Genomic DNA, 21,154 nt, shown 5'->3' on the forward strand with positions numbered 1-21,154 from the left:
AACGCAATATCGTCTTGACGTTGCGCCGGACGGCGAGCCGAATGTGACAGATCCATGACAGCGCCTTGCAGGCGCGGCGGATCGGGGGAACGCACAAGATGCCAAACAAATCGGACACCGATCTCGATCCACCGGAGATCGAGGATATCGGCAGCAATCCGGCGCCCGGCCGCGGCCTCGGCGACATGATCGCGGCGCGCCTGACCCGTCGCGCCGCACTGCGCGGGCTTGCCGGCGCCGGCGCCGCCGCGGCGTTGACCGAGGCGCTGGTGACCGAGGCCATCGCCCAGCCGATGCCCGTGCCCATGCAGGGCGGGCCCTCCACCCTGACCTTCCCGGAGTTGCGCCACCAGCTCAGCCAGACCCAGGCGGTGGCCGAGGGGTATGAGGCGCAGATGGTGATCCGCTGGGGCGACCCGGTGCTGGAAGGCGCGCCGGCCTACGACCCGAAGGCGCAGACCAAGGAGGCGCAGGCAAAACAGTTTGGCTACAACAACGACTACCTGGACTACTGGCCGCTTCCGGCCGGCAGCGGCAGCAGCGACCATGGGCTGCTTTGCGTGAACCACGAATACACCAACACCAACCTGATGTTCGAAGGCGTGGGTGAGGGCCGCGCCGCGCGTGGCCGGACCAATGCCGCGCAGGTCGGCATCGAGATCGCCGCCCATGGCATGACAGTGGTCGAGGTGAAGAAGGAGAACGGCACCTGGCGCAGCGTGCCGGGCGGCCGCTTCAACCGGCGCATCACCATGGAAACGCCGATGCGCGTCAGCGGCCCTGCCGCCGGGCATCCGCGCCTGCAAACCAGGGCGGACCCGTCCGGCACGCGGGTGCTCGGCACGCTCAACAACTGCGCCGGCGGCAACACCCCGTGGGGCACCGTCATCACGGCGGAGGAGAACTTCAACAACTACTTCGGCGGCGCCGCGGCCGAGACCGACCCGCAGGCCGAGGCCTACAAGCGCTACGGCATCCAGAAGGACGCGACCTGGTCCTGGGGCCGGCATGTCGAGCGCTTCGACCTCGACAAGGAACCGAACGAGCCGAACCGCTTCGGCTGGGTGGTGGAGTTCGATCCCTACGACCCCGAGAGCGTGCCGGTGAAGCGCACCGCGCTCGGCCGCTTCAAGCATGAGGGCGCGACCCATGCGGTGAGCCACGATGGCCGCGTCGCCTTCTACATGGGCGACGATGAGCGCTTCGAGTTCCTGTACAAATTCGTCACCGCACGCCCCTGGAACCGGGACAACCCCGCCGCCAACCGGGACCTGATGGACGAGGGCACGCTCTACGTCGCGCAATTCGCCGAGCGCGGGCGGATGCGCTGGCTGCCATTGGTGCATGGCACGGGGCCGCTGACCGCCGAGAACGGCTTCGCCAACCAGGCCGACGTGGTGATCGAGGCGCGCCGCGCCGCGACGCTCGCCGGCGCCACGCCGATGGACCGGCCGGAGGATGTGGAGACCAATCCGGTCAACGGCCGGGTCTATGTGATGTTGACCAACAACAGCCGCCGCACGCCGCAGCAGGTGGGGCCCGCCAACGCCCGCGCCGCCAACCTGCACGGCCATGTGGTGGAGGTGATACCGCCCGGCGCCGGCACCCCGCAGGTGGACCACACGGCGACCGAGGCGCGGTGGGAGGTCTTCATCGCCGCCGGCAAGCCAGGCATCGACCCAGGCACCCGCTACCACCGCGCCACCAGCGAGACCGGCGGCTGGCTGTCCTGCCCCGATAACGTCGCCTTCGACAGCAAGGGCCGGATCTGGATCTCGACCGACGGTGCCCCGGTCGCGGCCGGCATCGCGGATGGCATCTGGGCCGCCGACACCGACGGCCACGGCCGCGCCCTGACGCGGCTGTTCTACCAGGCGCCGACCGGGGCGGAGGTCTGCGGGCCGCGATTCACGCCGGATGACCGGACGTTGTTCCTGGCGATCCAGCATCCCGGCGAGGACCCGGGCAGCACCTATGAGCGCCCCTCCACCCGCTGGCCCGACTTCAAGGAGGGCGAGCCGCCAAGGCCTTCGGTCATCGCCATCGTCAAGAAGGACGGCGGCGAGATCGGCAGCTGAGGCGGCGGGCGCCCCCGGCACGCGCCGGGGGCGGCCCTGCTACTGCACCGTAATCCCCTTGGCCCGCACCACCTCGCTCCACCGCGCCAGGTCGCTTTCCATCACCGCCGCGAGCGCCGCGCCATCGCCACCCACAGGCGTTGCGCCCTGCTGCACGAAGCGGGCGCGGACTTCCGGATTGGCCAGCACCTTGTCCACCTCGCCGCGGATCTGCGCGACCAGTGCAGGGTCCATCCCGCGCGGGCCGAGCAGCCCGTACCAGAAGGAATAGGTGAATTCGAAGCCGAGCTCCTTCGCCGTCGGCACATCCGGCAGCGCGGGAATCCGCCCACCCGTGGTGCCGATGGCGATCGCCCGCGCCCGGCCATCCCGCACCGCGCCGAGCACGGTGGGAGGCGCCGCGATCAACAGGCCGACGCGGCCGGCCAGCAGATCGAGGAAGGCCGGCCCCATGCCGCGATAGGGCACATGGGTCAGCCGGATCCCGGCAATGTCCTGCAGGTATTCGGTATAGAGATGCGGGGAGGAGCCGGAGCCCATCGAGCCATAGAAATTCGCGTCCGCCGCCTGGCCGCGCGCCGCATCGACATAGTCGCGCAGGCTGCGGATGGGCGAATTGCCGGGCACCACGAAGACGGTCGGGTAGTCCACCATCAGCGAGATCGGCGTGAAATCCGTCCGCACATCGAAGCCGAGATTGGGATAGAGCGGCGGCGCGGTGGCGAGCGAATTGTCGGTCAGCAGCAGCGTCGTGCCGTCATTGGCCGAGCGCACCACATTGGTCCAGCCAATGATGCCGCCGCCGCCGGAGCGGTTGTCCACGGTGAAATTGCCGCCGGTCTGTTCCCCCAGCTTCTGCGCCAGCAGCCGCGCGACGAAGTCGCTAGTGCCGCCGGGCGGGTAGGTCACCAGGATGCGGACCTGGCGGTTGCCCGGCCAGGGGGCTTGCTGGGCGAGGGCCGGAGCCACGGCCAGCAATGCGGCGGCGGCACCCAGCAGAATTCGGCGGAACATGGCGTTTCTCTCCTTGGCAGGCTCGGCCGGTTTCGGCCCTGGTTTTGGTTGAGGCTTCGGGCGCCGGATGGTGCAGAGCCAGCACATCAGGGGCGCAGCCTTTCGGTCGCGAGCCGCGCGCCATCCGCCATGCTGCGCAGCTTCGCCCACACCACATCGGCGGAGACGCGGCCGCGGCCGGCGGCGGTGTCGAAGCCGCAATCGGTGCCGGCCAGCAGGCGCTTCGGATCGCCCAGGCTGTCGGCGATCCGCTCCAGCCGTTCGGCCACCACTTCCGGGTGCTCGACGAAATTGGTCAGCGTGTCGATCACGCCGGCGACGAGGACCTGGTCCTCGGCCAGCGGGTGCGTGCGGAACAGCCGGTGCTCATGCGCGTGGCGCGGATTGGCGAAGGGCAGCACGAAGCCGCCCACCTTGGCGTGCAGGATGGTGGGCAGGATGTCCTCCAGCGGCACATCGGCATCATGCGGGCCTTCGTAATTGCCCCAGCAGACATGCAGGCGGATGCGGTCCTTCGGCAAACCCTCGATGGCGCGGTTGATGGCGGTGATGACGCGCTCGCAGAAGCCGATGAAATCCGACAGCGGCCGGTCCTGGTAGGAGGCGTGGCGTTCTAGTGCCAGGTCCGGGCAATCCAGTTGCAGGATGAAGCCGGCATCCAGGATGGCGGCATATTCCTGCCGCAGCGCGGTCGCCAGCGCCGCCAGATAGGCTTCCTCCGTGTCGTAGTGCTTGTTCTGCACCACGGCGGCGACGATGCCGGGCGAGGGCGCGGCCAGGAACGCCTCCCGGTACTGCCCTTTGGCGGGCGCCAGGGCGCGGGCGAATTCGGCGCATTCGGCGCCCATCGCGGCATCGCCGATATAGGTCACGTCACCCACCGCGGCGGGCAGGTTCGCCGTCATGCTCGCCGTCTCCTTGCCCGCGCTGGCGGCCTGGAGGTCGGCCTTGAACTCCGGATAGGCGTCGATGTCCTGCCAGCCGCCGCGCAGGCTTTCCCCGCCGAGGCCGGTCAGGCGATCGCGCAGATACAGCACGAAGGATTCGCGGCCCTGCTCGCCATTATTGGGGATGTCGATGCCGGCGGCGATCTGCTTCGGCACGATGGCGGCCACCGCCGCCTGCGCCGCCGCTTCCAGCTCCGCCGCATCAACTGGCTCGCCGCGGGCGCGGCGGGCGTGCAGGCGCGTCAGGGCGCGTGGGCGCGGCAGGCTGCCGGTATGGGTTGTCAGGATGCGGTCCGCACCGATGGCCATGGCTTTTCCCCCGAATTGGGAAAACCTTACCGCCGCAGCCCGTCCGCCACCAGGGTGCAGCCCGCCACCGCCATCAGGATGGCCAGCCCCGGCCAGACCGCGACCCAGGGCGCGCTGAACACCAGGTCCTGCGCATTGGCCAGCATATTGCCCCAGCTCGCCGCCGGCGGCGCGATGCCGAGGCCGAGGAAACTCAGCGTGCTCTCGGCCAGGATGGCGCCCGCCACGGTCAGCGCCGCGGCGATGGCGATGGGGCCGGCGATGTTGGGCAGCACGTGCCGCAGCAGCACGCGAAGCTCCGAGGCACCGAGCGCGCGCGCCGCCCGCACATAATCCCGCGCCAGCACGGAGAGCGCCGCCGCCCGCGAAAGTCGCGCCACACCGACCCAGCCGAAGACGGACAGGATGGCGACGATGCGGATGATGTCCGACGCGGCCTCTCCGCGCGGCAGCCCGATCCGCCCGGTATCGGCGGCGGCCAGCACCACCAGCACCGGCAAGGCGGGCAGGGCGAGCATGCCATCCGCCAGCCGCATCAGCACCGCATCCACCACGCCGCCGCGCCAGGCCGCGAGCAGCCCGATGCCGGTGCCGATCACCGTCGCCGCCACCGCCGTGGCCACCCCGACGGCCAGCGACACCCGCGCGCCTTCCAGCAGCCGCAGCAGCACATCCCGCCCGAGATCATCGGTGCCGAGCGGGTTGGTGGCGGAGGATGGGGCGAAGCGGTTGAACAGATCGGGCGCGAAGGGATCGAGGCCGAGCCAAGCCGCGATCCAGGGCGCCGCGATGCCGCCAGCCGCCAGCAGGCCGAGCAGGAGAAGACCGAAGCGGAGCCTCATGCCCACTTCGCCTGCAAGGGGGAGCCGGGCCGAATCGTCGCACCCGCGCCGACCCCCCACCCCGACCCTCCCCCCTCATGGGGGGGAGGGAGACGTGCACCGATCCTCATGCCAGTCGCGGGTCCAGCGCCCGCTGCCCGAGATCGGCCGCCAGCGTCGCCAGCATGGTCACCAGCGCCACCAGCAGCAGCGCCACCAGCGCCAGGTTGGTGTCGTTGCCCATCACCGCGTCATAGATCAGCTTGCCCATGCCGGGCCGGGCGAACAGCGTCTCCGTGATCAGCGCGCCGCCCACCAGGCTGCCGGCATCCAGCGCCGCCACCTGCAAGACCGGCACCGCCGCATTCGGCGCGGCGTGGCGCAGCAGCAGCCGCATCTCCGCCACGCCACGGGCGCGGGCGGCGGTGATCCAGGGCGCGCGCAGCACCTGCGTCAGTTCCGCCGCGCTGTGCCGCGCATAGGCGGCGAGGTTCGCCATCGCCAGCGTCGCCACCGGCAGCACCAGGAAGCGCAACGCCTCCCACCCCCCTTCCTCCGCCGCCCCGCCGGCCGGCAGCCAGCCGAGCGTCACGGCGAAGACGATGATCAGCAGGATGCCAAGCCAGAAACTCGGCGCCGATTGACCGAGGATCGCTATGGCATCCGCGAAGGGCGCGAAGCGCGGCCGCATCGCGGAGAGGGCGCCGAGCGACAGCCCTATCAAGGCCGAGACCGCCACCGCCGCGCCCAGCAGCACCAGGGTGGAGACCAGCGCCGGCCCGATGATCTGCGCCACCGGCTGCGCGAACAACCGCGAATAGCCGAACTCCCCGCGTAGCAGTGCCGCCGCCCAGGCCAGGTAGCGGGTCAGCAGGGGCTGATCCAGGCCATGCAGCGCCCGCAGCCGCGCCGCATCCTCCGCCGTCAGCCGCGGGTCGCCGGCCAGCGCCAGGTCGATCGGGTCGCCCGGCATCAAACCGATCAGCAGGAACATGGCGAACGACAGCAGCGCCAGCGTGACGGCGATCTGCACCAGCCGGCCGGCCAGCAGCCGGATCATGCCGCGCCCCTCAGCGCGCCACGCGCCACTGCTCGACCCAGTTGGAGGATGGGGTGAGGTGCCCGGTCGGCCGAACACCCTCCAGCCAGAGCGGCCAGACATGCGCATCGGAGCGGAACCAGAGCGGGATGGCCGGCAACTCCTCCGCATAGATCGCCTGCAACCTGTGCCACAGCGCGCGCCGCCGCTCGCGATCCAGCTCGATCGGCAGGGCCGCCAGCAGCGCATCCATCTCGGCATTGCGGAAGCCGGGGTAGTTCTGGCCGGACCAGTTGCGCTCCGCGGTCGGGATCTCATCCGAGTGGAGCGTGCTGCGCGGCACATTCTCCGGGCTGCTGATCCAGGCGAATAGCGCGGCGCCGGTGAAGCGGCGACGGCTGACGGTCTCGCCGAAGAACACGCGCGGCGGCTCGTTGCGGATGCGCGCCTCGATTCCGGCCTGGCGCCACATGCCCTGGATCACCTGCTGCACCTGTTCGCGAGACCTGTTGCCGGCCGTGGTCATCAGCTCCAGCGTCAGGCGTTCCCCGGCGGCGTTGCGGCGGATGCCGTCCGGGCCGGGGGTCCAGCCGGCCTCGGTCAGCAGGGCGCTGGCGCGGGCGGCGTCGAAGGGCCATTGCCGCACCGCATCGTCATGCATGCCGTCCAGCGGGTTGACGGTGGTGTGGGCGACGGGCTGGCGCCCCTCATACAGCCGCGCCACGATCTGCGCGCGGTCGGTGGCCAGGATCAGCGCCTGGCGCACGCGGCGATCGGCCAGGATCGGGTTGTCCAGCATCAGGTCGAGGTGTTCGTAGACCAGGCCGGGCTTGTATTCGAAGCGGAAGCGGCCGCGCGCGCGGCGTTCCAGCGCGGTCACCTGTTCCAGCGGCAGGCCCAGCTCGCCGGCCACCATGTCGAGCTGGCCGGCCAGAAGCTGTGCCTCCAGCGCCGCGGTGTTCTCGATGGTGCGGATATTGATCCGGCGGAAGGCGGGGGCCGGGCCGGACCAGTGCGCGTTGCGCTCCAGCGTCACGCCCGAGCCAGGTGCGGTGGCGGTGACGCGGTAGGGGCCGTTCCACAGGGCGGGGTTGGTGGGCTCGGTCTCATAGGCGCTGCGGGTGCGGTAGGTGCGGGGCTCGGCTTCCCAGCGGGCGCGCTCGATATGCGCGGGCAGCGGCACCCAGTCGCCGGAGGCGCCGTATTCGAAGGTGATCTGGTCGAAGCGCAGCGTGATGCGGCGGGGCGATTCGACGATCGCCTCATAGGCGCGGCGATAGAATTCGCTGCCGCCGAAGCCGGTGGTGAAATCGCGCCCGGCCTGCCAGGCGAACAGCATGTCCTCCGCCGTCACCGGCGTGCCGTCCCCCCAGGCCCAGCCCTCGCGCAATTCCCAGGTGACGCGGATGCCGGCCTTGCCGTCCGGCGTCTGCTCACGGACGGCCAGGCCGTTCTCCAGCGTCGGCACGGTGACGCAGCCGAGGCAGGTCAGGTCCCACGCCGCATCGCGGGCGGTCAGCGGGCGGCGGGTGAAGCCGGCGATGTAGGATTTCGCCGCCATGGATTCGATGTTCGGGTGGAAGGTCGCCGGGTATTGCGTGATGCCGATGGTCAGGCTGTCCCGCGCCGGCTGGGCCAGGGCAGGGGTGGCGAAAGCGAGGAAAGCGAGGGTCAGCCAGCGGGCGGCCATTGGCGGGCTCCATGCCAGACAGCGAGTATGGTGATCCGGTTGGGATAGGCACGGTAGATGAGGCTGAAGGGCGTCGGCGGCAGCGCCATGATGCGGCGCATCCCGCTGTGAACCCGCCCCGCCTGGGAAATCGGGCGAGAATCTCCGCCCGATCCATCAAGCCGGCAACCAGCGCATCGGCTGCTTCGGGATTGTCCTGAGCAATGTGGTAACGCGCCTGACGCAGGTGACCGAGCGCCACCGGCATCCAGATCAGCTTCACCGATCGGCGTGGCGGGCGCGTATGCCTGCGGCCCAGGCGTGCATTTCCTGCATCACCTCGTCATGCGGCACACCTAGGCCGGCTTCGGATTCTGCCTCGGCCAGAGCAAGTTCGGCCTCAAGCGCGGCCTGATCGGATACCCGAACCCGGATGGCGGCGGCGGCAAGCGTTTCAGGCGTGGACTGACGCGCGCTGGCGGCAGCCTGCAGGGCTGCTGCCACCTCCTCCGGCAAATCCACGCTGATCCGCACCATTCGCCACCTCCGCTCTACTCGCTGCCATCCTTCGGCTTCGCCTCGGCCAGCGACCCGATGCCGCCATGCGCGCCGGACCAGCCCACCGGATCCTCCAGGAACTTCCGCACTTCTTTCAGCGCGGCTTCCGAGAAGTAGGGGCGTTCGCGGCAGACTTCCAGGACATCCCACCAGGTGCACAGGTGGTGCAGGTTCAGGCCCATGGCCTTCATCTGCTCGAAGCTGCCGGGGAAGACGCCGTAGTAGAACACCACGAAGGTATGGTCGCAGATGGTGCCGGCCTCGCGCAGCGCGTTGGCGAAGCGGATCTTGCTGGCGCCGTCGGTGGTCAGATCCTCCACCAGCAGGGTGCGCTGGCCGACTGGCACCTCGCCCTCGATCTGCGCGTTGCGGCCAAAGCCCTTGGGCTTCTTCCGCACATAGGCCATTGGCGCCATCATGCGGTCGGCGATCCAGGCGCCGAAGGGAATGCCCGCCGTCTCGCCACCCACCACCACATCGATGGATTCATAGCCGATATGCCGGCCGATCTTCTGCACAGCCAGGTCGCAGATGCGGTTGCGGGCGCGCGGGAAGGATATGATCTTGCGGCAGTCGATATAGACCGGGCTCTTCCAGCCCGAGGTGAAGGTATAGGGCTCCTCCGGCCGGAAATTCACCGCCTTGATCTCCAGCAGGATCCGCGCGGTGGTGAGAGCGGCGTCGCGGTCCCAGTCGGAGGCGTGCGGGATAGCCATTGTTTCAGAATCCTCTGCGCGGGCGATGCCCCGTTGGTAGCCCTGCGGCGCGGCGGCGTCCATGACGGCTGAGATCTGGGTGCTGGCGGACCCGCGCGCCGGCACGGCGGCGCAGGCGCTCGGCATCGCCGAGCGGCTGCCGGTGCCGCACCGGGTGGTGCCGCTGGAATGGGGTGCACTGGCGCGGGTGCCGTTTCCCTTCCCGACCCTGGCCGGGTTGACCCCGGCTGCGCGCGCGGCCTTCGCGCCGCCCTGGCCGCGCCTGGTGATCTCGGCCGGCAGGCGGGCCGGGCCGGTGGCGCGCTGGCTCGGCGCGCGCGGTGCCCGCACCGTGCATTGCATGCGCGCCTTCGGCCGCTTCGATCTTTCGGTCATCGGGCGCCACGATGCGCCGCGGGAGGCCGCGAATGTGCTGCCGATCCTCGGCGCCGCGCATCGGGTGACGCCGGAAAAGCTGGCCGCGGCGCGGGCCGAATGGGTGGCGCTGGCGGCGCTGCCCGGGCCGCGGGTGGCGCTGCTGCTGGGCGGGCCGGTGCGGGGGGAGGGACTGGCACCGGCACGCGCCGCCGCGCTCGGCGCGCAGGTGGCGGGCTTTGCCGGCAGCGTCATGGCCAGCGCCAGCCGCCGCACCGGCCCGGCGGCGACCGATGCGCTGGCCCTGGCGCTGTCTGCCGTGCCCCACCGCCTGCATCGCTGGGGCGGAGCTGGCGCCAATCCCTATCTCGGCTTCCTGGCCTGGGCGGATGTGGTGGTGGTCAGCGGCGACAGCGTCTCCATGCTGTCGGAGGCGCTGATGACCGCGGCACCGGTTTTCATCGCGCCGCTGGGCGATGAGGGTCCGCGCCACCTGGCGCTGCACCAGAGCCTTTACGACGCCGGCCAGGCCCAGCCGCTCGCGCAGGCACCCGCACCCTTCGCGCGCGCCCCGCTGGATGAGCCGGGCCGGGTGGCGGCCGCGATCCTGGGGCGCGGCTGGCTGTGAGGCGGAACCGATCCGGCCTCGCCAGCGAAGCCCCGCGCATGAGCACCACCACCCTCGCCTGGCCCTGGCACGACCGCGCCGGCCGATTCTCCGCGCTCCGCGCCTGCGTCCTGGCCGCCGCTTTGTTCCCCGGCCTGGTGCTGCTGGCCCTGCTGGCCGCCGGCGAACTCGGCGCCGAGCCCTGGAAGGCCGCGACGCGGGAGGCCGGGACCCATGCGATGCGGCTGCTGCTGGTCAGCCTGGCCGTGACGCCGCTGCGCTATCTGGCCGACTGGCCGAAGGTGGTGACGCTGCGGCGGATGCTGGGGCTGGTGGCGCTGGGCTACGCGCTGCTGCATCTGGTGCTCTATGCCGGCCACATGGCCTGGAGTCTGGCCGATGTGGCCAGCGAGATCGTGCTGCGCTTCTACCTGACGCTGGGCTTCGGCGTGCTGCTGGGGCTGGTGGTGCTCGGCTGGACCTCGACCGATGGATGGCAGCGGCGGCTCGGGCGGCGGTGGAAGCGGCTGCATATGGGCGTTTATGTCCTGGCGGCGCTCGGCATCTTCCACGCCTTCCTGCAGGCCAAGTCGCGCGCCGAATCGGCGGTTGTGCTGGCCGGGGTGTTCCTGTGGCTGATGGGCTGGCGGCTGCTGCCGGGCTGGGCGCGGGCGCATGGGCTGGCGCTGGCGGGGCTGGCGGTGGTGGCGGCGCTGGCGGCGGCAGGGCTGGAATGGGGCTGGTACGCCGCCACCACCAACCTGCCCGCCGCGCGCATCCTGGCCGCCAATCTCGACCCCACCGCCGGGCTGCGGCCGGCCCAGGGGGTGCTGGCGGCGGGGCTGGCGGTGGCCGCACTGACCGCCGCGCGCCGCCGAATCGTCTGAACTGGGCCATCGCTGGGAATGGCCGGTGGCTATGCCAAGGCAAGCCGGCTTCCCGGCCGCGATCACCAGCGTCATCATCCCGACGCCACACCGCCAATGCGTCATCCTGGCCGAAGCGCATCACCGCCATGTTGCCGCGCCCAAGGAGGACCGATGTCGAGCATCCGCAAGTTGCAGACCATCCGCGAGGAGGTGCTCTCCGAACTCGGGACGGAGGCCGAGCGACCGGTGATCCGCGCCGTGGGCCTGGCGGTGATCCGGAACCCCTTCGCCGGGCGCTTTGCCCAAGACCTGACTCCACTTTGGGAGATCGGTGCCACCCTGGCCGAACGGCTGATGCCCGACCTGGTGCGGATGCTGTCCGGGCCCGCGGTCTCCTACGGCAAGGGGGCGGTGGTCGGCGTGGCCGGGGAGGTGGAGCACGGTGGTGCCTGTATCCATCCGCGCCTCGGCAAGCCGATGCGCGCCGCCATCGGTGGCGGGGCTGCGGTCATTCCTTCCAACGTCAAGGTCGCGGCCGCCGGCACGCCGCTGGACCTGCCGCTGGGGCACAAGGATGATCCCTGGTCCTTCGCGCATTTCGACACCATCACGGTCTTCCTCGCCGACGCGCCGCGCCCGGATGAGATTCTGGTGGCACTCGCCGTGGCTGACGGCGGAAGGCTGCGAAACCGCTGCGGCCCGGGGCCGGTGCGGTAGGGGCCGGTGCGGTAGGGGCATAAGCGTTCAGGGCAGGGCGGTGCGGGTGGTTCACCTGCGGGGGCGGTGCTTGCCGCGCAGCCTCGGCGGCGGCAGTGTCGGCCCGAACTGCCCGGAGGCCCGCTTATGTCCCGCAAGACCTACAAACTCGCCGTGCTGCCCGGCGACGGCATCGGCAAGGAAACCGTGCCGGAGGGCCTGCGCGTGCTGGATGCCGCGGCCCGCCGATTCGGCTTCGACCTGGAACTCAGCCACTACGACTGGTCCTGCGAGACCTATGCCCAGACCGGCAAGATGATGCCGGATGATGGGCTGGAGCAGCTGGCGAAGTCGGACAGCGTGTTTCTCGGCGCCGTGGGCTGGCCCGGCGTGCCGGACCATGTCTCGCTCTGGGGCCTGCTGATCCCGATCCGCCGCGGCTTCGACCAGTACATCTCGCTGCGCCCCTGCAAGCTGATGCCCGGCGCGCGCACCCCGCTGGCCGACCGCACCCCCGCCGACATCGATTTCTACGTGGTGCGGGAGAATACCGAGGGCGAATATTCCTCGACCGGCGGCAAGATGTTCCCCGGCACCGACCGCGAATTCGTCACGCAGGACAGCGTCTTCACCCGCGTCGGCGTGGACCGCGTGCTGAAATACGCCTTCGAGCTGGCGATGACCCGCCCGCGCCGGAAGCTGACCAGCGCCACCAAATCCAACGGCATCACCTTCACCATGCCCTACTGGGACGAGCGCTTCGCCGAGATGGCGAAGAACTACCCCGGCATCACCACGGACCAGTTCCACATCGACATCCTCTGTGCCCATTTCGTGCAGCATCCGGATTGGTTCGACGTGGTGGTGGGCTCCAACCTGTTCGGCGACATCCTGTCCGACCTTGGCCCGGCGGTCGCGGGGTCCATCGGCATCGCGCCCTCGGCCAACATCAACCCGGAGAAGAAATTCCCCTCGATGTTCGAGCCGGTGCATGGCAGCGCGCCGGATATCGCCGGCAAATGGATCTGCAACCCGATCGGCCAGATCTGGTCCGGCGCCATGATGCTGGAACATCTGGGGGAGAAGGCAGCGGCCGATTGCATCGTGAAGGCGATCGAGACGCTGCTGGCCGAAGGTGGCCCGCGCACCCGCGACATGGGCGGCAATGCCGGCACCGTGGATGTGGGCAAGGCGCTGGCGGAGGCGGTGGCCCGCGGCTGACCGGCAAGGCGGACCCGGCATCGCCAGGCCGGGTCCGGGTTGACCGGGCGCCCGCCCGGCACGAAATAGCGCCGCGTGCGCAGCCCCGGCCCGCGCGCATCCGAAGACCCCTGGAGCCCCCAATGGACGAGGCGAGCGGAAGTAGCCGCACGCATCAGCTCAACCGCGCCGCCCCGCGGCGCCCGGACGCACGCGCGCCGATCGCCTGACGATCCGCCCGCCCCGTCCAGGCGCCGCAGGATGGTGCCCGGACGGAGATGGCGATGAACACCACCACCCTGCCGCCCGAGGCGGCGGCGACCCTGCATCCCGTCGACCTGGCCGCGCTGCTCGATCTGCGCCCGGCCGAGATGGCGCTGGCGGTGCTGAGCGGGCTGCCGCTGGCCCGCCGGGCCGAGACCTTCGGCTACCTGGCGCCGGAGACGCAGATCACCATCGCGGCCCTGGCGCCGCCGCGCGCGCTGGCGGAACTCGTCACCGCCATGGATGCGGATGAGCGCGCCGATCTCTGGGCCCGGCTGCCGGATGCCGCCCGCGAATCGCTCGGGCGCGCGCTGGCGGCCACGGAGCGGGAGGATATCCGCACACTCTCCGCCTATCCCTCCGGGACGGCCGGGGCGGTGATGACCAGTGAATATGCGGTGCTGCGGCCGGCCATGACGGCCCGCACGGCGATTGAGGCGCTGCGCGGCCAGGCCGCGAGCAAGGAGACGATCCAGGTCGCCTATGTGCTGTCGCCGCAACGCCGCCTGATCGGAACGGTGAGCCTGGAGGAGCTGGTGCTGGCGCTGGCCGACCGCCCGGTGGCCGAGATCATGCGCACCGATCCCCCCTTCGTGCGCGCCGATGAACCGGCGGAACAGGCTGCGCGGGCGGTTGCCCGCTACGACCTGCCGGCGGTGCCCGTCATCAATCGCGAGGATGCGATGGTCGGCATCGTCACCGCCGATGATGCGATGGACGTGGCCCAGGCCGAGGCGACGGAGGATTTCGAGAAGGCGGGCGGCACCGGTGCCGGGCTGGTCGCGGATCTGCGCCGGGCCGGCATCGCCGTGATGTACCGCAAGCGGGCCGGCTGGCTGGTCGCGCTGGTTTTCGCCAATATCCTGTCCGGCTTCGGCATCGCCGCCTTCGAGGACACCATCGCCGCGAATCTGGTGCTGGTCTTCTTCCTGCCGCTGTTGATCGCCAGCGCCGGCAATGCCGGGTCCCAGGCCGCCACGCTGACGGTTCGCGCGCTGGCTACCGGCCAGGTCGGTCTTTCCGACTGGAGCCGGATGCTGGGGCGGGAGGTGCTGGTGGCGCTGGCGCTGGGGCTGACCATGGCGGCGGCCGTGGCGGGCATCGGGCTGTGGCGCGGCGGGCCGGAAGTTGCGCTGGTGGTGGCGCTGACCATGGTCCTGGTGGTGGTGGCGGGCAGCCTGGTCGGCATGTCGCTGCCCTTCCTGCTGGACCGGATGAAAATGGACCCGGCTTCCGCCAGCGCGCCGCTGGTGACCTCGATCGCGGATGTGACCGGCGTGCTGGTCTATTTCGGCATCGCGGCGGCGATCCTGCCCTCATGATGCCGGGCGTGATGCGGGACGTGATGCGGGACGTGACGGGGGGCTGGGCCGGGCGGCCCCGGCATGATCGAAGCCGCCGGCCTGAATGATGCAGCGCGTCACTTGAACAGCAGGGGGCGGGCGTCGTATAACCGGGATACCAGTTGAGAACGATTCTCAACTCATTCGCATCCCCGCCAGGCGGGAAGACGGGAGTGCTCATGGGCCGCGAATTCAGCTACATCGCACGACGCTGCGAGCGCGCCGTTGTCACGGCCTATCGCGAATTGCGGGATGGCGGCAACGCCGACATGGCGGCCTTCACCGCCTGCACCACGCTGTACCGCATCCATCACCCCGAATCCTCGGTGACCGAGGCGCGCCGCCTGGTCTCCGAATGGATCGACCATCATGTGGTGCAGGGTATGCAGACCGAGACGGATGGCTGCGATTGCGACTGACTTCAATTGCGAATGACTCGCAATTGAAGCGGCGCGGGCGTCACCCCGCCGCCTGAACCGCCGCCAGCGTCCGCTCCGCCAGCGCCGGCAATCCGACCGCAGCCCCCGAGGCCGCCTCGGCATTGCCATCCCGCGCCGCCATCTCCACCGCCGCCAGCAGATCCGCGAGCGGCCGCGCGCCGGCCATGCGGGCCGCGCCCTTCAGCCGATGCGCCGCCGCCGCCATGCCGGGCAGATCGCCTGCCGCCAGCGCCAGCGCCACCGCCTCCACATCCCGCTTCACCCCTTCCCGGAAGCTGGCCAGCAATCCGGCCAGTCGCTTAGGGTCCGCGCCGAACAGGCTGCGCAGCGCCTCCGGGTCGAACAACGGCGCGATCTCGGCCGGCGCCGGCCCCGGCAATGCGCCCTGCGGCGCCTGGTTCGGCAGGAAGCGCGCCAGGGTTCGGGACAGCAGGTCGAGGGCCAGCGGCTTGGCCAGGAAGGCGTCCATCCCCGCCGCGTAGCAGCGCTCATCCTCCCCCTTCAGCGCATTGGCGGTCACCGCGATCAGCGCCGTGCGCGGCGTGCCTGGGGCGGCCGTCTCGTCCCGCCGGATGGCGCGGGACATGTCCAGCCCGTCCATCACCGGCATGTGCAGATCCACCAGCACCAGCCGGTGCCGTTTCGCCCGCCACAGCGCCAGGCCCTGCGCGCCATCCGCCGCCATATCGGCCTCACAGCCCAGCAGTTCCAGTTGCCGGGCCAGCACCTCCCGGTTCACCGGGTGGTCATCCACCACCAGCAGCCGCGGCGTCTCCGCCCGTGTGGCGGCGGGCTCCAGCACCGGCGCCGCTTCCGCCGCCATCACCGTATCCGCGGATTGCACCAGCCCCAGCCGCAGCGTCACGGCGAAGCGGCTGCCCCGTCCGGGCGTGCTCTCCACCGTCACATCGCCGCCCATCAACTGCGACAGCCGCCGCACGATGGACAGGCCGAGCCCGGTTCCGCCGAAGCGGCGGGTGGTGGAGGTATCGGCCTGGGCGAAGGGCTGGAACAGCTTGCCCAGCTGCTCCGCCGTCATGCCGACGCCGCTGTCCTCCACCATCAGGGAGACCAGCGCCGCGTCGCCGCTCAGGCTGGCCGAGGCGCGCAGGCGGACGAAGCCGACATCGGTGAACTTGATGGCGTTGCCGACCAGGTTGAACAGGATCTGCCGCACCCGCACCGGATCGCCGGAAACCAGATCCGGTGAATGCGGCGTCTCCGGCCCCATCGGGTCCGCGAACAGCAGCAGGCCGCGGCGCTTGGCCTCCACCGTCAGCGTATCCACCGCCCCTTCCACCAGCCCACGCAGGGAGAAGGGCAGGGTTTCCAGCTCCATCCGTCCCGCCTCGATCTTCGAGAAATCCAGCAGGTCGTCGATGATCCGCAGCAGCGAGCCGGCGCTTTCGCGGATCACCGCCACGCAGCGATCCTGCGCCGGGCCCGGCGGGGTGCGTTCCAGCACCTCTATCATGCCGAGCACGCCATTCATCGGCGTGCGGATCTCGTGGCTCATCGCCGCCAGGAAGGCGGATTTGGCGCGGTTCGCCCCTTCCGCGGCATCGCGCGCGGCGGCGAGGGCCTGTTCCACCCGCTTGCGTTCGGTGATGTCCATGTAGGTGCGGACGGCGCCGCCATCCTCCATGTTCCGGGCGTGCACCTCCACCACCGTGCCGTCGCGGCGGGCGCGTTCGTAGCGTTCCTCGCCCAGCGCCTCGCCGGCGATGGCGCGGCGGGCTTCCTCCTGCCGGTGCTGCGAGCCTTCGTAGTCGCCGCGCGCCGCCTGGAAGGCGACCAGGTCGCCGAAGGGCACGCCGGGCTGCGCCAGATGCGGCGGCAGGGCGAGGATTTCCGCCGCGCGGCGGTTCATCACCCGCACCCGCCGATCAGGGCCGACCATGACCAGCCCCTGGCTCATATGCTCGATGGTGGCGGCCAGCGCGCCGCCGGTGGCGCGGGCCTGGTCGCGCGCCGCGGCCAGCGCCGCCTCCTGCCGCCGGCGTTCGGTGATATCGGTGAGGGTGCGGACGGAGCGGCCATCGGGCAGGCGGATCGACTCCACCTCCAGCACCGATCCATCGCGGCGGCGGCGTTCGAAATGCCCCTCTGGCAGCGGTGCGCCGGCGACCACCGCCTGGGCGCTCTCGGTGCCCTCGACGCTGCTTTCATACTCGCCGCTGCCGAGCTGCCAGGCGGTGATGTGCTCCAGCGGGGTGCCTTCGCGGGCCAGTTCCGGCGGCAGGCGCAGCAGTTCCACGGCGCGGCGGTTGATGACCTGCACGCGGCGGTCCGGTGAGAACATCACCAGCCCCTGGCTCATATGCTCGATGGTGGCGGACAGCGCCGCCTCCGCCGCGCGCGCCGTATCCCGCGCCTGGCGCAGCTCCGCCTCCCGCGCCTGGAGGCGGGAGACGTTGCGGTAGGTGGACAGCACGCTGCCATCGGGCAGCTTCTGGCGCGTGATCTCGACCCAGGCGCCGGAAGGTGCGAGGCGGATATCCGATTCGCAGGCCGGGTTCAGGATGGAATGCACCCGCTGCGCCAGCGCCGCTTCCAGCGCCGCGCCTTCCGCCGGCGGCGGCCCGTAATCGCCGCGGCGCAGCATCATGCGCAGGATGTCGCGGCCATCGGCGCCGGGATGGGTCAGCTTCTCCGGAATGTCGTAGAAGCCGGCGAGCTGGCGATTCAGCAGGCGCACGCGCAGGTCGGGGCCCCACAGCACCAGCCCGTCATTCATCGTGTCCAGCACCAGCTCATGCGTCGCGCGGGCGGCCTGGAGTTCGTCCTCATGGCCCTTCAGGGCGGAGATGTCGCGGTAGATCACCAGCGTGCCGCCATCCGGCGTGGCGACCGAAGACGCCTCGATCCATTCGCCGCGGGCACCGCGAACCAGCTGCGATGCCGTGCCCGGCTCCCGCGCCAGCACCAGGCGGGATTCGACCAGCGCCTCGAATTCCGCCGGGTCCTCCGGCACCGGGCCGAAATCGCCGCGCCGCAGCCGGTGGCGCATCGCCGCCAGGGCGGAGGCGCCGGGCGTGCCGAGTTCGGGCGGCATGTCGAACATGCGGATCGCGGCGCGGTTGCCCAGGCGGAAGGTCAGGTCGCGGTCCATCAGCACGACGCCATCGGTCATGCTGTCCAGGATCAGCTGGTACATCGACCGCGCGGCGGCCAGTTCCTCCTCCCGCTGCTTCAGGCTGGTGATGTCACGATACATCAGCACCGCGCCGCCGCCTTCCACCGGCACGGTCTTCACCTCCAGCCACATCCCCGATGGGGTCTGCCGGACATAGGAGATGCCACCCGGGCGGTTCAGCAGCGCCGCGCGCTGGGCAACCCGCGCCTCCAGCTCTGCCTCATCCGCGGGCGGTGCACCGAATTCGCCGCGGCGGTCCTGGTAGCGCATCACATCGAGAACGCTGACGCCCTTGACCGCCATGTGCGGCGGGAACTCCCCGACGCGCAGCGTCTCCCGGTTCCAGAACTGCAGGCGCATCTCGGCGTCCCACATCACGACGCCGTCGGTCATGTGGTCGAACACCGTCTGCAGCACGGTCTGCGCCGCGGAAAGCTCCGCCTCCTGCCGCTTGAAGTCGGTGACCTCGGCGGCGGACAGTACGTAGCCGTGTTCCATGCGGCGGATATGGATGCGGAACCAGGCGCCGTCGGGGGTCAGCCAATCCCGGCTGCGCTCGGCCTGGTCCGGCTCCGGCAGCCAGGTGGCGGGGTTGGCGGCTTCGGCGATGTCGGGGTTCAGCGCCGCGGCAGCCTCCCCGATGCAGACGACCAGCGCCTCCAGCCGATCCGGCACCGCGCCGCGCGCGGCGGCCGGCAGCAGGCGGGGCAGGCTGGCATTGGCTGAGACCAGGCGCCCATCGGCAGCAAACAGCGCGAAGGGGCCGGCGAGATTCGCCAGCGCCTCCGCCTGCAGGGCGGCGAGTTCTGCCGCCGGCAAGTCTGCGGCGGAACGGGCGGTTTGGAGCATCACGGCATCATGCCGCAGATGGCAATAAATTGTGTTTCGCGCAGGCCCAAGGTTTGTTTCACAGGCTTCGCGCCAGACGTGGTTTTGCGGGGGCGGGCTTGGCGGAGCCAGGCTTCCCGGGCCGGGGCTTTGACGCAAGGCTCCAGGGTTTGTAACTGACCATTGTAGCAAGGCCTGTGACGTCGCGCAGGTTCAGGGGGAGCCAGGCATGGCCGGTGGCACGACCAATCTGCTCGTCGTCGAGGATGATCCGTTCCAGCGGGAAACGATCTGCGCCTATCTCGTGAGCCAGGGCTTCGTGGTGGAGGCGGTGGGGGATGGCGCGGCCTGCCGCGCGGCGGTCGCGGCCGCCATGCCGGATGCTGCGCTGCTCGATGTCGGCCTGCCGGGCGGGGAGGATGGCTTCGCGCTGGCCCGTTGGCTGCGCGGCCAGTCGGCGCAGCTTGGCATCATCATGCTGACCGCCGCGGGCGATCTGGTGGACCGGGTGGTGGGCCTCGAATCCGGCGCCGATGACTACATCACCAAGCCCTTCGAGCCGCGCGAATTGCTGGCCCGGATCCGCGCCGTGATGCGCCGCGCCGGTGCCGAGGGCGCCGCCCAGAAACCCGAGGTGCTGGGCCCCGGCAAGGCGCGCATCGGCGGCGCCGTGCTGGATCTGCGGCGCGGCCTGCTGGTGACGGCGGAGGGGCGGGAGGACACGCTGACCGAGGGCGAGTTCACCCTGCTGAAGCTGTTCGTCGAACACCCGAACCGCGCCCTGCACCGCGACTGGCTGCTGGAGCGCACCTCCGGCGATGAGGAGCCGGAGGCCTTCGACCGGGCGATCGACCTGCGCATCATGCGGCTGCGCCGCAAGGTGGAGCGCAACCCGACCCGGCCGATGGCGATCCGCACCGTCCGCGGCGTCGGCTACCTGTTCGATCCCGAAGCGGTCTAGCATCTTCAGGCCCGGCGGCTTCGCTGGGCGATGCTGCGGACCATCGGGCGAACCATTGCACGAACCATTGGGCGGCTCAGGCGGCCAGCGCGCGCTGGGCGGCCGGGACCTCCGCCTGGGCCGAGATTTCGGCGCGGCGGCGGGGCAGGGCGCCAGGGTGTTCCGCCTGGAGGTAGGCCACCATCTTCTCGCGCACCTCGCAGCGCAGGTCGAAGGCGCGGCCGGCATTGGTGGCGCTGACCAGCATGCGGACCTCCATGGTCTCCGCCCGCAATTCGGTCACCTGCAGGTTCACCACCCGCCCATCCCACAGCCGGGTGCCCTCGGCGATCTCCACCAGCTTGCGGCGCATGGCATCCACCGGCGCGGTGTAGTCCACATGGATCATGGCGGTGCCGATCAGGCTGGCGCTCTCACGCGTCCAGTTCTGGAAGGGGTGTTCCAGGAAGTAGCTCAGCGGCAGCACCATGCGGCGCCAGTCCCACAGCCTGATGACGACATAGGTGGAGGTGACTTCCTCGACATTGCCCCATTCGCCTTCCACGATCACCGCATCCTCCAGCCGGATCGGCTGGGTCACCGCCAGCTGGATGCCGGCCACCAGGTTCTTCAGCAGCGGCTGCAACGCCAGGCCCATCACCAGGCCGGCGGCACCGGCGGAGGCGAGCAGCGAGACGCCATATTGGCGCACCCCCTCGAAGGTCATCAGCGCCACGGCAATCGTGACCGTGACGATCAGCCAGCCGGCCACGCGCTGGAGGATGCGGGATTGCGTGGTGTGCTTGCGGGCAAGAAGGTTGTCCTCCGCCTCCAGCTTGAAGCGCCGCAGGTAGATCGTGGTCCAGATGTGCAGCACGGTGCGGGCGGTCCAGCCGACCAGCGCGATGAAGCAGAGCAGCAGCAGGTGGCGGATGGCGTTGGCCTGCCCGGTGGTCAGCGGGGCGATGGAGGCGGCGAAGGCGACCGCGATCATCATCAGGGTCAGGCGCGACGGGCCTTCGGTGCGCTGCACCAGCGACCGCCAGAACAGGTCGCGATCGGCGACCATGCGCGTGGTGATACGGAACAGCAGCCGGTGCGCCTGGATGGCCAGGAAGATCCCGGCCGCCAGCACGATCAGGCTGAGCAGCCAGGCCGGGACGAAGGTGAAGGAGGCGACAACGCGCCGCGTGGCGAAAAGTAGATTGTCCAAAAGGCTGCCCCTGTCGCGGTCTTCCGGAACAATAATGCTGCAACGCGGGCGGAGTTCCTTGCAAGTCTATCTTCGCAATATCGCGTAAGATGCTGTTAATAAATTAATTATGG

Annotated in this window: 17 protein-coding genes; 8 read left to right on the top strand and 9 right to left on the bottom strand. The window is 70.5% G+C overall.

What is annotated here, in order from left to right; translation table 11 throughout:
• The first annotated feature begins 98 nt into the window (after positions 1-98).
• Positions 99-2,078, top strand: a complete 1,980-nt coding sequence (locus Q8S40_RS17360) for a PhoX family phosphatase (protein WP_305671371.1) — start codon at positions 99-101, stop codon at positions 2,076-2,078.
• Positions 2,079-2,117: 39 nt separating this feature from the next.
• On the opposite strand, the gene Q8S40_RS17365 is transcribed toward Q8S40_RS17360, so the two are convergent.
• The 7 genes from Q8S40_RS17365 to Q8S40_RS17395 form a co-directional block, all read right to left on the bottom strand.
• Complete coding sequence (locus Q8S40_RS17365) at positions 2,118-3,092, bottom strand: tripartite tricarboxylate transporter substrate binding protein (RefSeq protein ID WP_305671372.1); 975 nt, start codon at positions 3,090-3,092, stop codon at positions 2,118-2,120.
• Between the two features lie 86 nt (positions 3,093-3,178).
• The gene (locus tag Q8S40_RS17370; RefSeq protein WP_305671373.1) at positions 3,179-4,348 is read right to left on the bottom strand and encodes a cobalamin-independent methionine synthase II family protein; all 1,170 of its coding nucleotides are present in this window, start codon (positions 4,346-4,348) and stop codon (positions 3,179-3,181) included.
• Positions 4,349-4,374: 26 nt separating this feature from the next.
• A complete protein-coding gene (locus tag Q8S40_RS17375; RefSeq protein ID WP_305671374.1) occupies positions 4,375-5,190 on the bottom strand; it encodes an ABC transporter permease in 816 nt (271 codons plus the stop codon).
• Positions 5,191-5,296: 106 nt separating this feature from the next.
• Positions 5,297-6,229 carry an ABC transporter permease gene (locus Q8S40_RS17380; RefSeq protein WP_305671375.1) on the bottom strand — a complete coding sequence of 311 codons (933 nt, stop codon included), beginning with the start codon at positions 6,227-6,229 and terminating at the stop codon, positions 5,297-5,299.
• Between the two features lie 10 nt (positions 6,230-6,239).
• Positions 6,240-7,898: a peptide ABC transporter substrate-binding protein gene (locus tag Q8S40_RS17385; RefSeq protein WP_305671376.1), complete on the bottom strand. Its 1,659-nt coding sequence runs from the start codon at positions 7,896-7,898 to the stop codon at positions 6,240-6,242.
• 258 nt (positions 7,899-8,156) lie between these two features.
• The gene (locus Q8S40_RS17390; RefSeq protein ID WP_305671377.1) at positions 8,157-8,414 is read right to left on the bottom strand and encodes a hypothetical protein; all 258 of its coding nucleotides are present in this window, start codon (positions 8,412-8,414) and stop codon (positions 8,157-8,159) included.
• A 14-nt stretch (positions 8,415-8,428) separates the two neighbouring features.
• On the bottom strand, positions 8,429-9,151 hold the full coding sequence (locus Q8S40_RS17395) for an orotate phosphoribosyltransferase (RefSeq protein ID WP_304814523.1): 723 nt from the start codon (positions 9,149-9,151) through the stop codon (positions 8,429-8,431).
• Positions 9,152-9,212: 61 nt separating this feature from the next.
• Between Q8S40_RS17395 and Q8S40_RS17400 the strand changes: the two genes are divergently transcribed.
• The 6 genes from Q8S40_RS17400 (at position 9,213) to Q8S40_RS17425 (ending at position 14,903) form a co-directional block, all read left to right on the top strand.
• Positions 9,213-10,133: an ELM1/GtrOC1 family putative glycosyltransferase gene (locus Q8S40_RS17400; RefSeq protein ID WP_305671378.1), complete on the top strand. Its 921-nt coding sequence runs from the start codon at positions 9,213-9,215 to the stop codon at positions 10,131-10,133.
• A 38-nt stretch (positions 10,134-10,171) separates the two neighbouring features.
• Positions 10,172-10,999, top strand: a complete 828-nt coding sequence (locus Q8S40_RS17405) for a sulfite oxidase heme-binding subunit YedZ (RefSeq protein WP_305671379.1) — start codon at positions 10,172-10,174, stop codon at positions 10,997-10,999.
• 153 nt (positions 11,000-11,152) lie between these two features.
• Positions 11,153-11,698 (top strand): amino acid synthesis family protein, encoded by a 546-nt coding sequence (locus tag Q8S40_RS17410; RefSeq protein ID WP_305671380.1) that lies wholly within the window; start codon positions 11,153-11,155, stop codon positions 11,696-11,698.
• Positions 11,699-11,824: 126 nt separating this feature from the next.
• Positions 11,825-12,898, top strand: a complete 1,074-nt coding sequence (locus Q8S40_RS17415) for a tartrate dehydrogenase (protein WP_304811045.1) — start codon at positions 11,825-11,827, stop codon at positions 12,896-12,898.
• 263 nt (positions 12,899-13,161) lie between these two features.
• A complete protein-coding gene (gene mgtE / locus Q8S40_RS17420; protein WP_305671381.1) occupies positions 13,162-14,463 on the top strand; it encodes a magnesium transporter in 1,302 nt (433 codons plus the stop codon).
• 200 nt (positions 14,464-14,663) lie between these two features.
• Positions 14,664-14,903, top strand: a complete 240-nt coding sequence (locus Q8S40_RS17425) for a hypothetical protein (protein ID WP_168053781.1) — start codon at positions 14,664-14,666, stop codon at positions 14,901-14,903.
• Positions 14,904-14,943: 40 nt separating this feature from the next.
• Here Q8S40_RS17425 and Q8S40_RS17430 read toward each other — a convergent pair whose 3' ends face one another.
• Positions 14,944-18,909 (bottom strand): PAS-domain containing protein, encoded by a 3,966-nt coding sequence (locus Q8S40_RS17430; RefSeq protein WP_305671382.1) that lies wholly within the window; start codon positions 18,907-18,909, stop codon positions 14,944-14,946.
• Between the two features lie 208 nt (positions 18,910-19,117).
• Here Q8S40_RS17430 and Q8S40_RS17435 point away from each other — a divergent pair, with 208 nt between their 5' ends.
• Complete coding sequence (locus Q8S40_RS17435; RefSeq protein ID WP_304807256.1) at positions 19,118-19,849, top strand: response regulator; 732 nt, start codon at positions 19,118-19,120, stop codon at positions 19,847-19,849.
• Positions 19,850-19,925: 76 nt separating this feature from the next.
• On the opposite strand, the gene Q8S40_RS17440 is transcribed toward Q8S40_RS17435, so the two are convergent.
• Positions 19,926-21,041 (bottom strand): mechanosensitive ion channel family protein, encoded by a 1,116-nt coding sequence (locus Q8S40_RS17440; RefSeq protein ID WP_304807254.1) that lies wholly within the window; start codon positions 21,039-21,041, stop codon positions 19,926-19,928.
• Between the last annotated feature and the right edge of the window lie 113 nt (positions 21,042-21,154).

The sequence above is a fragment of the Falsiroseomonas sp. genome, from assembly GCF_030695085.1.
Taxonomy (GTDB): Bacteria; Pseudomonadota; Alphaproteobacteria; order Acetobacterales; family Acetobacteraceae; genus Falsiroseomonas.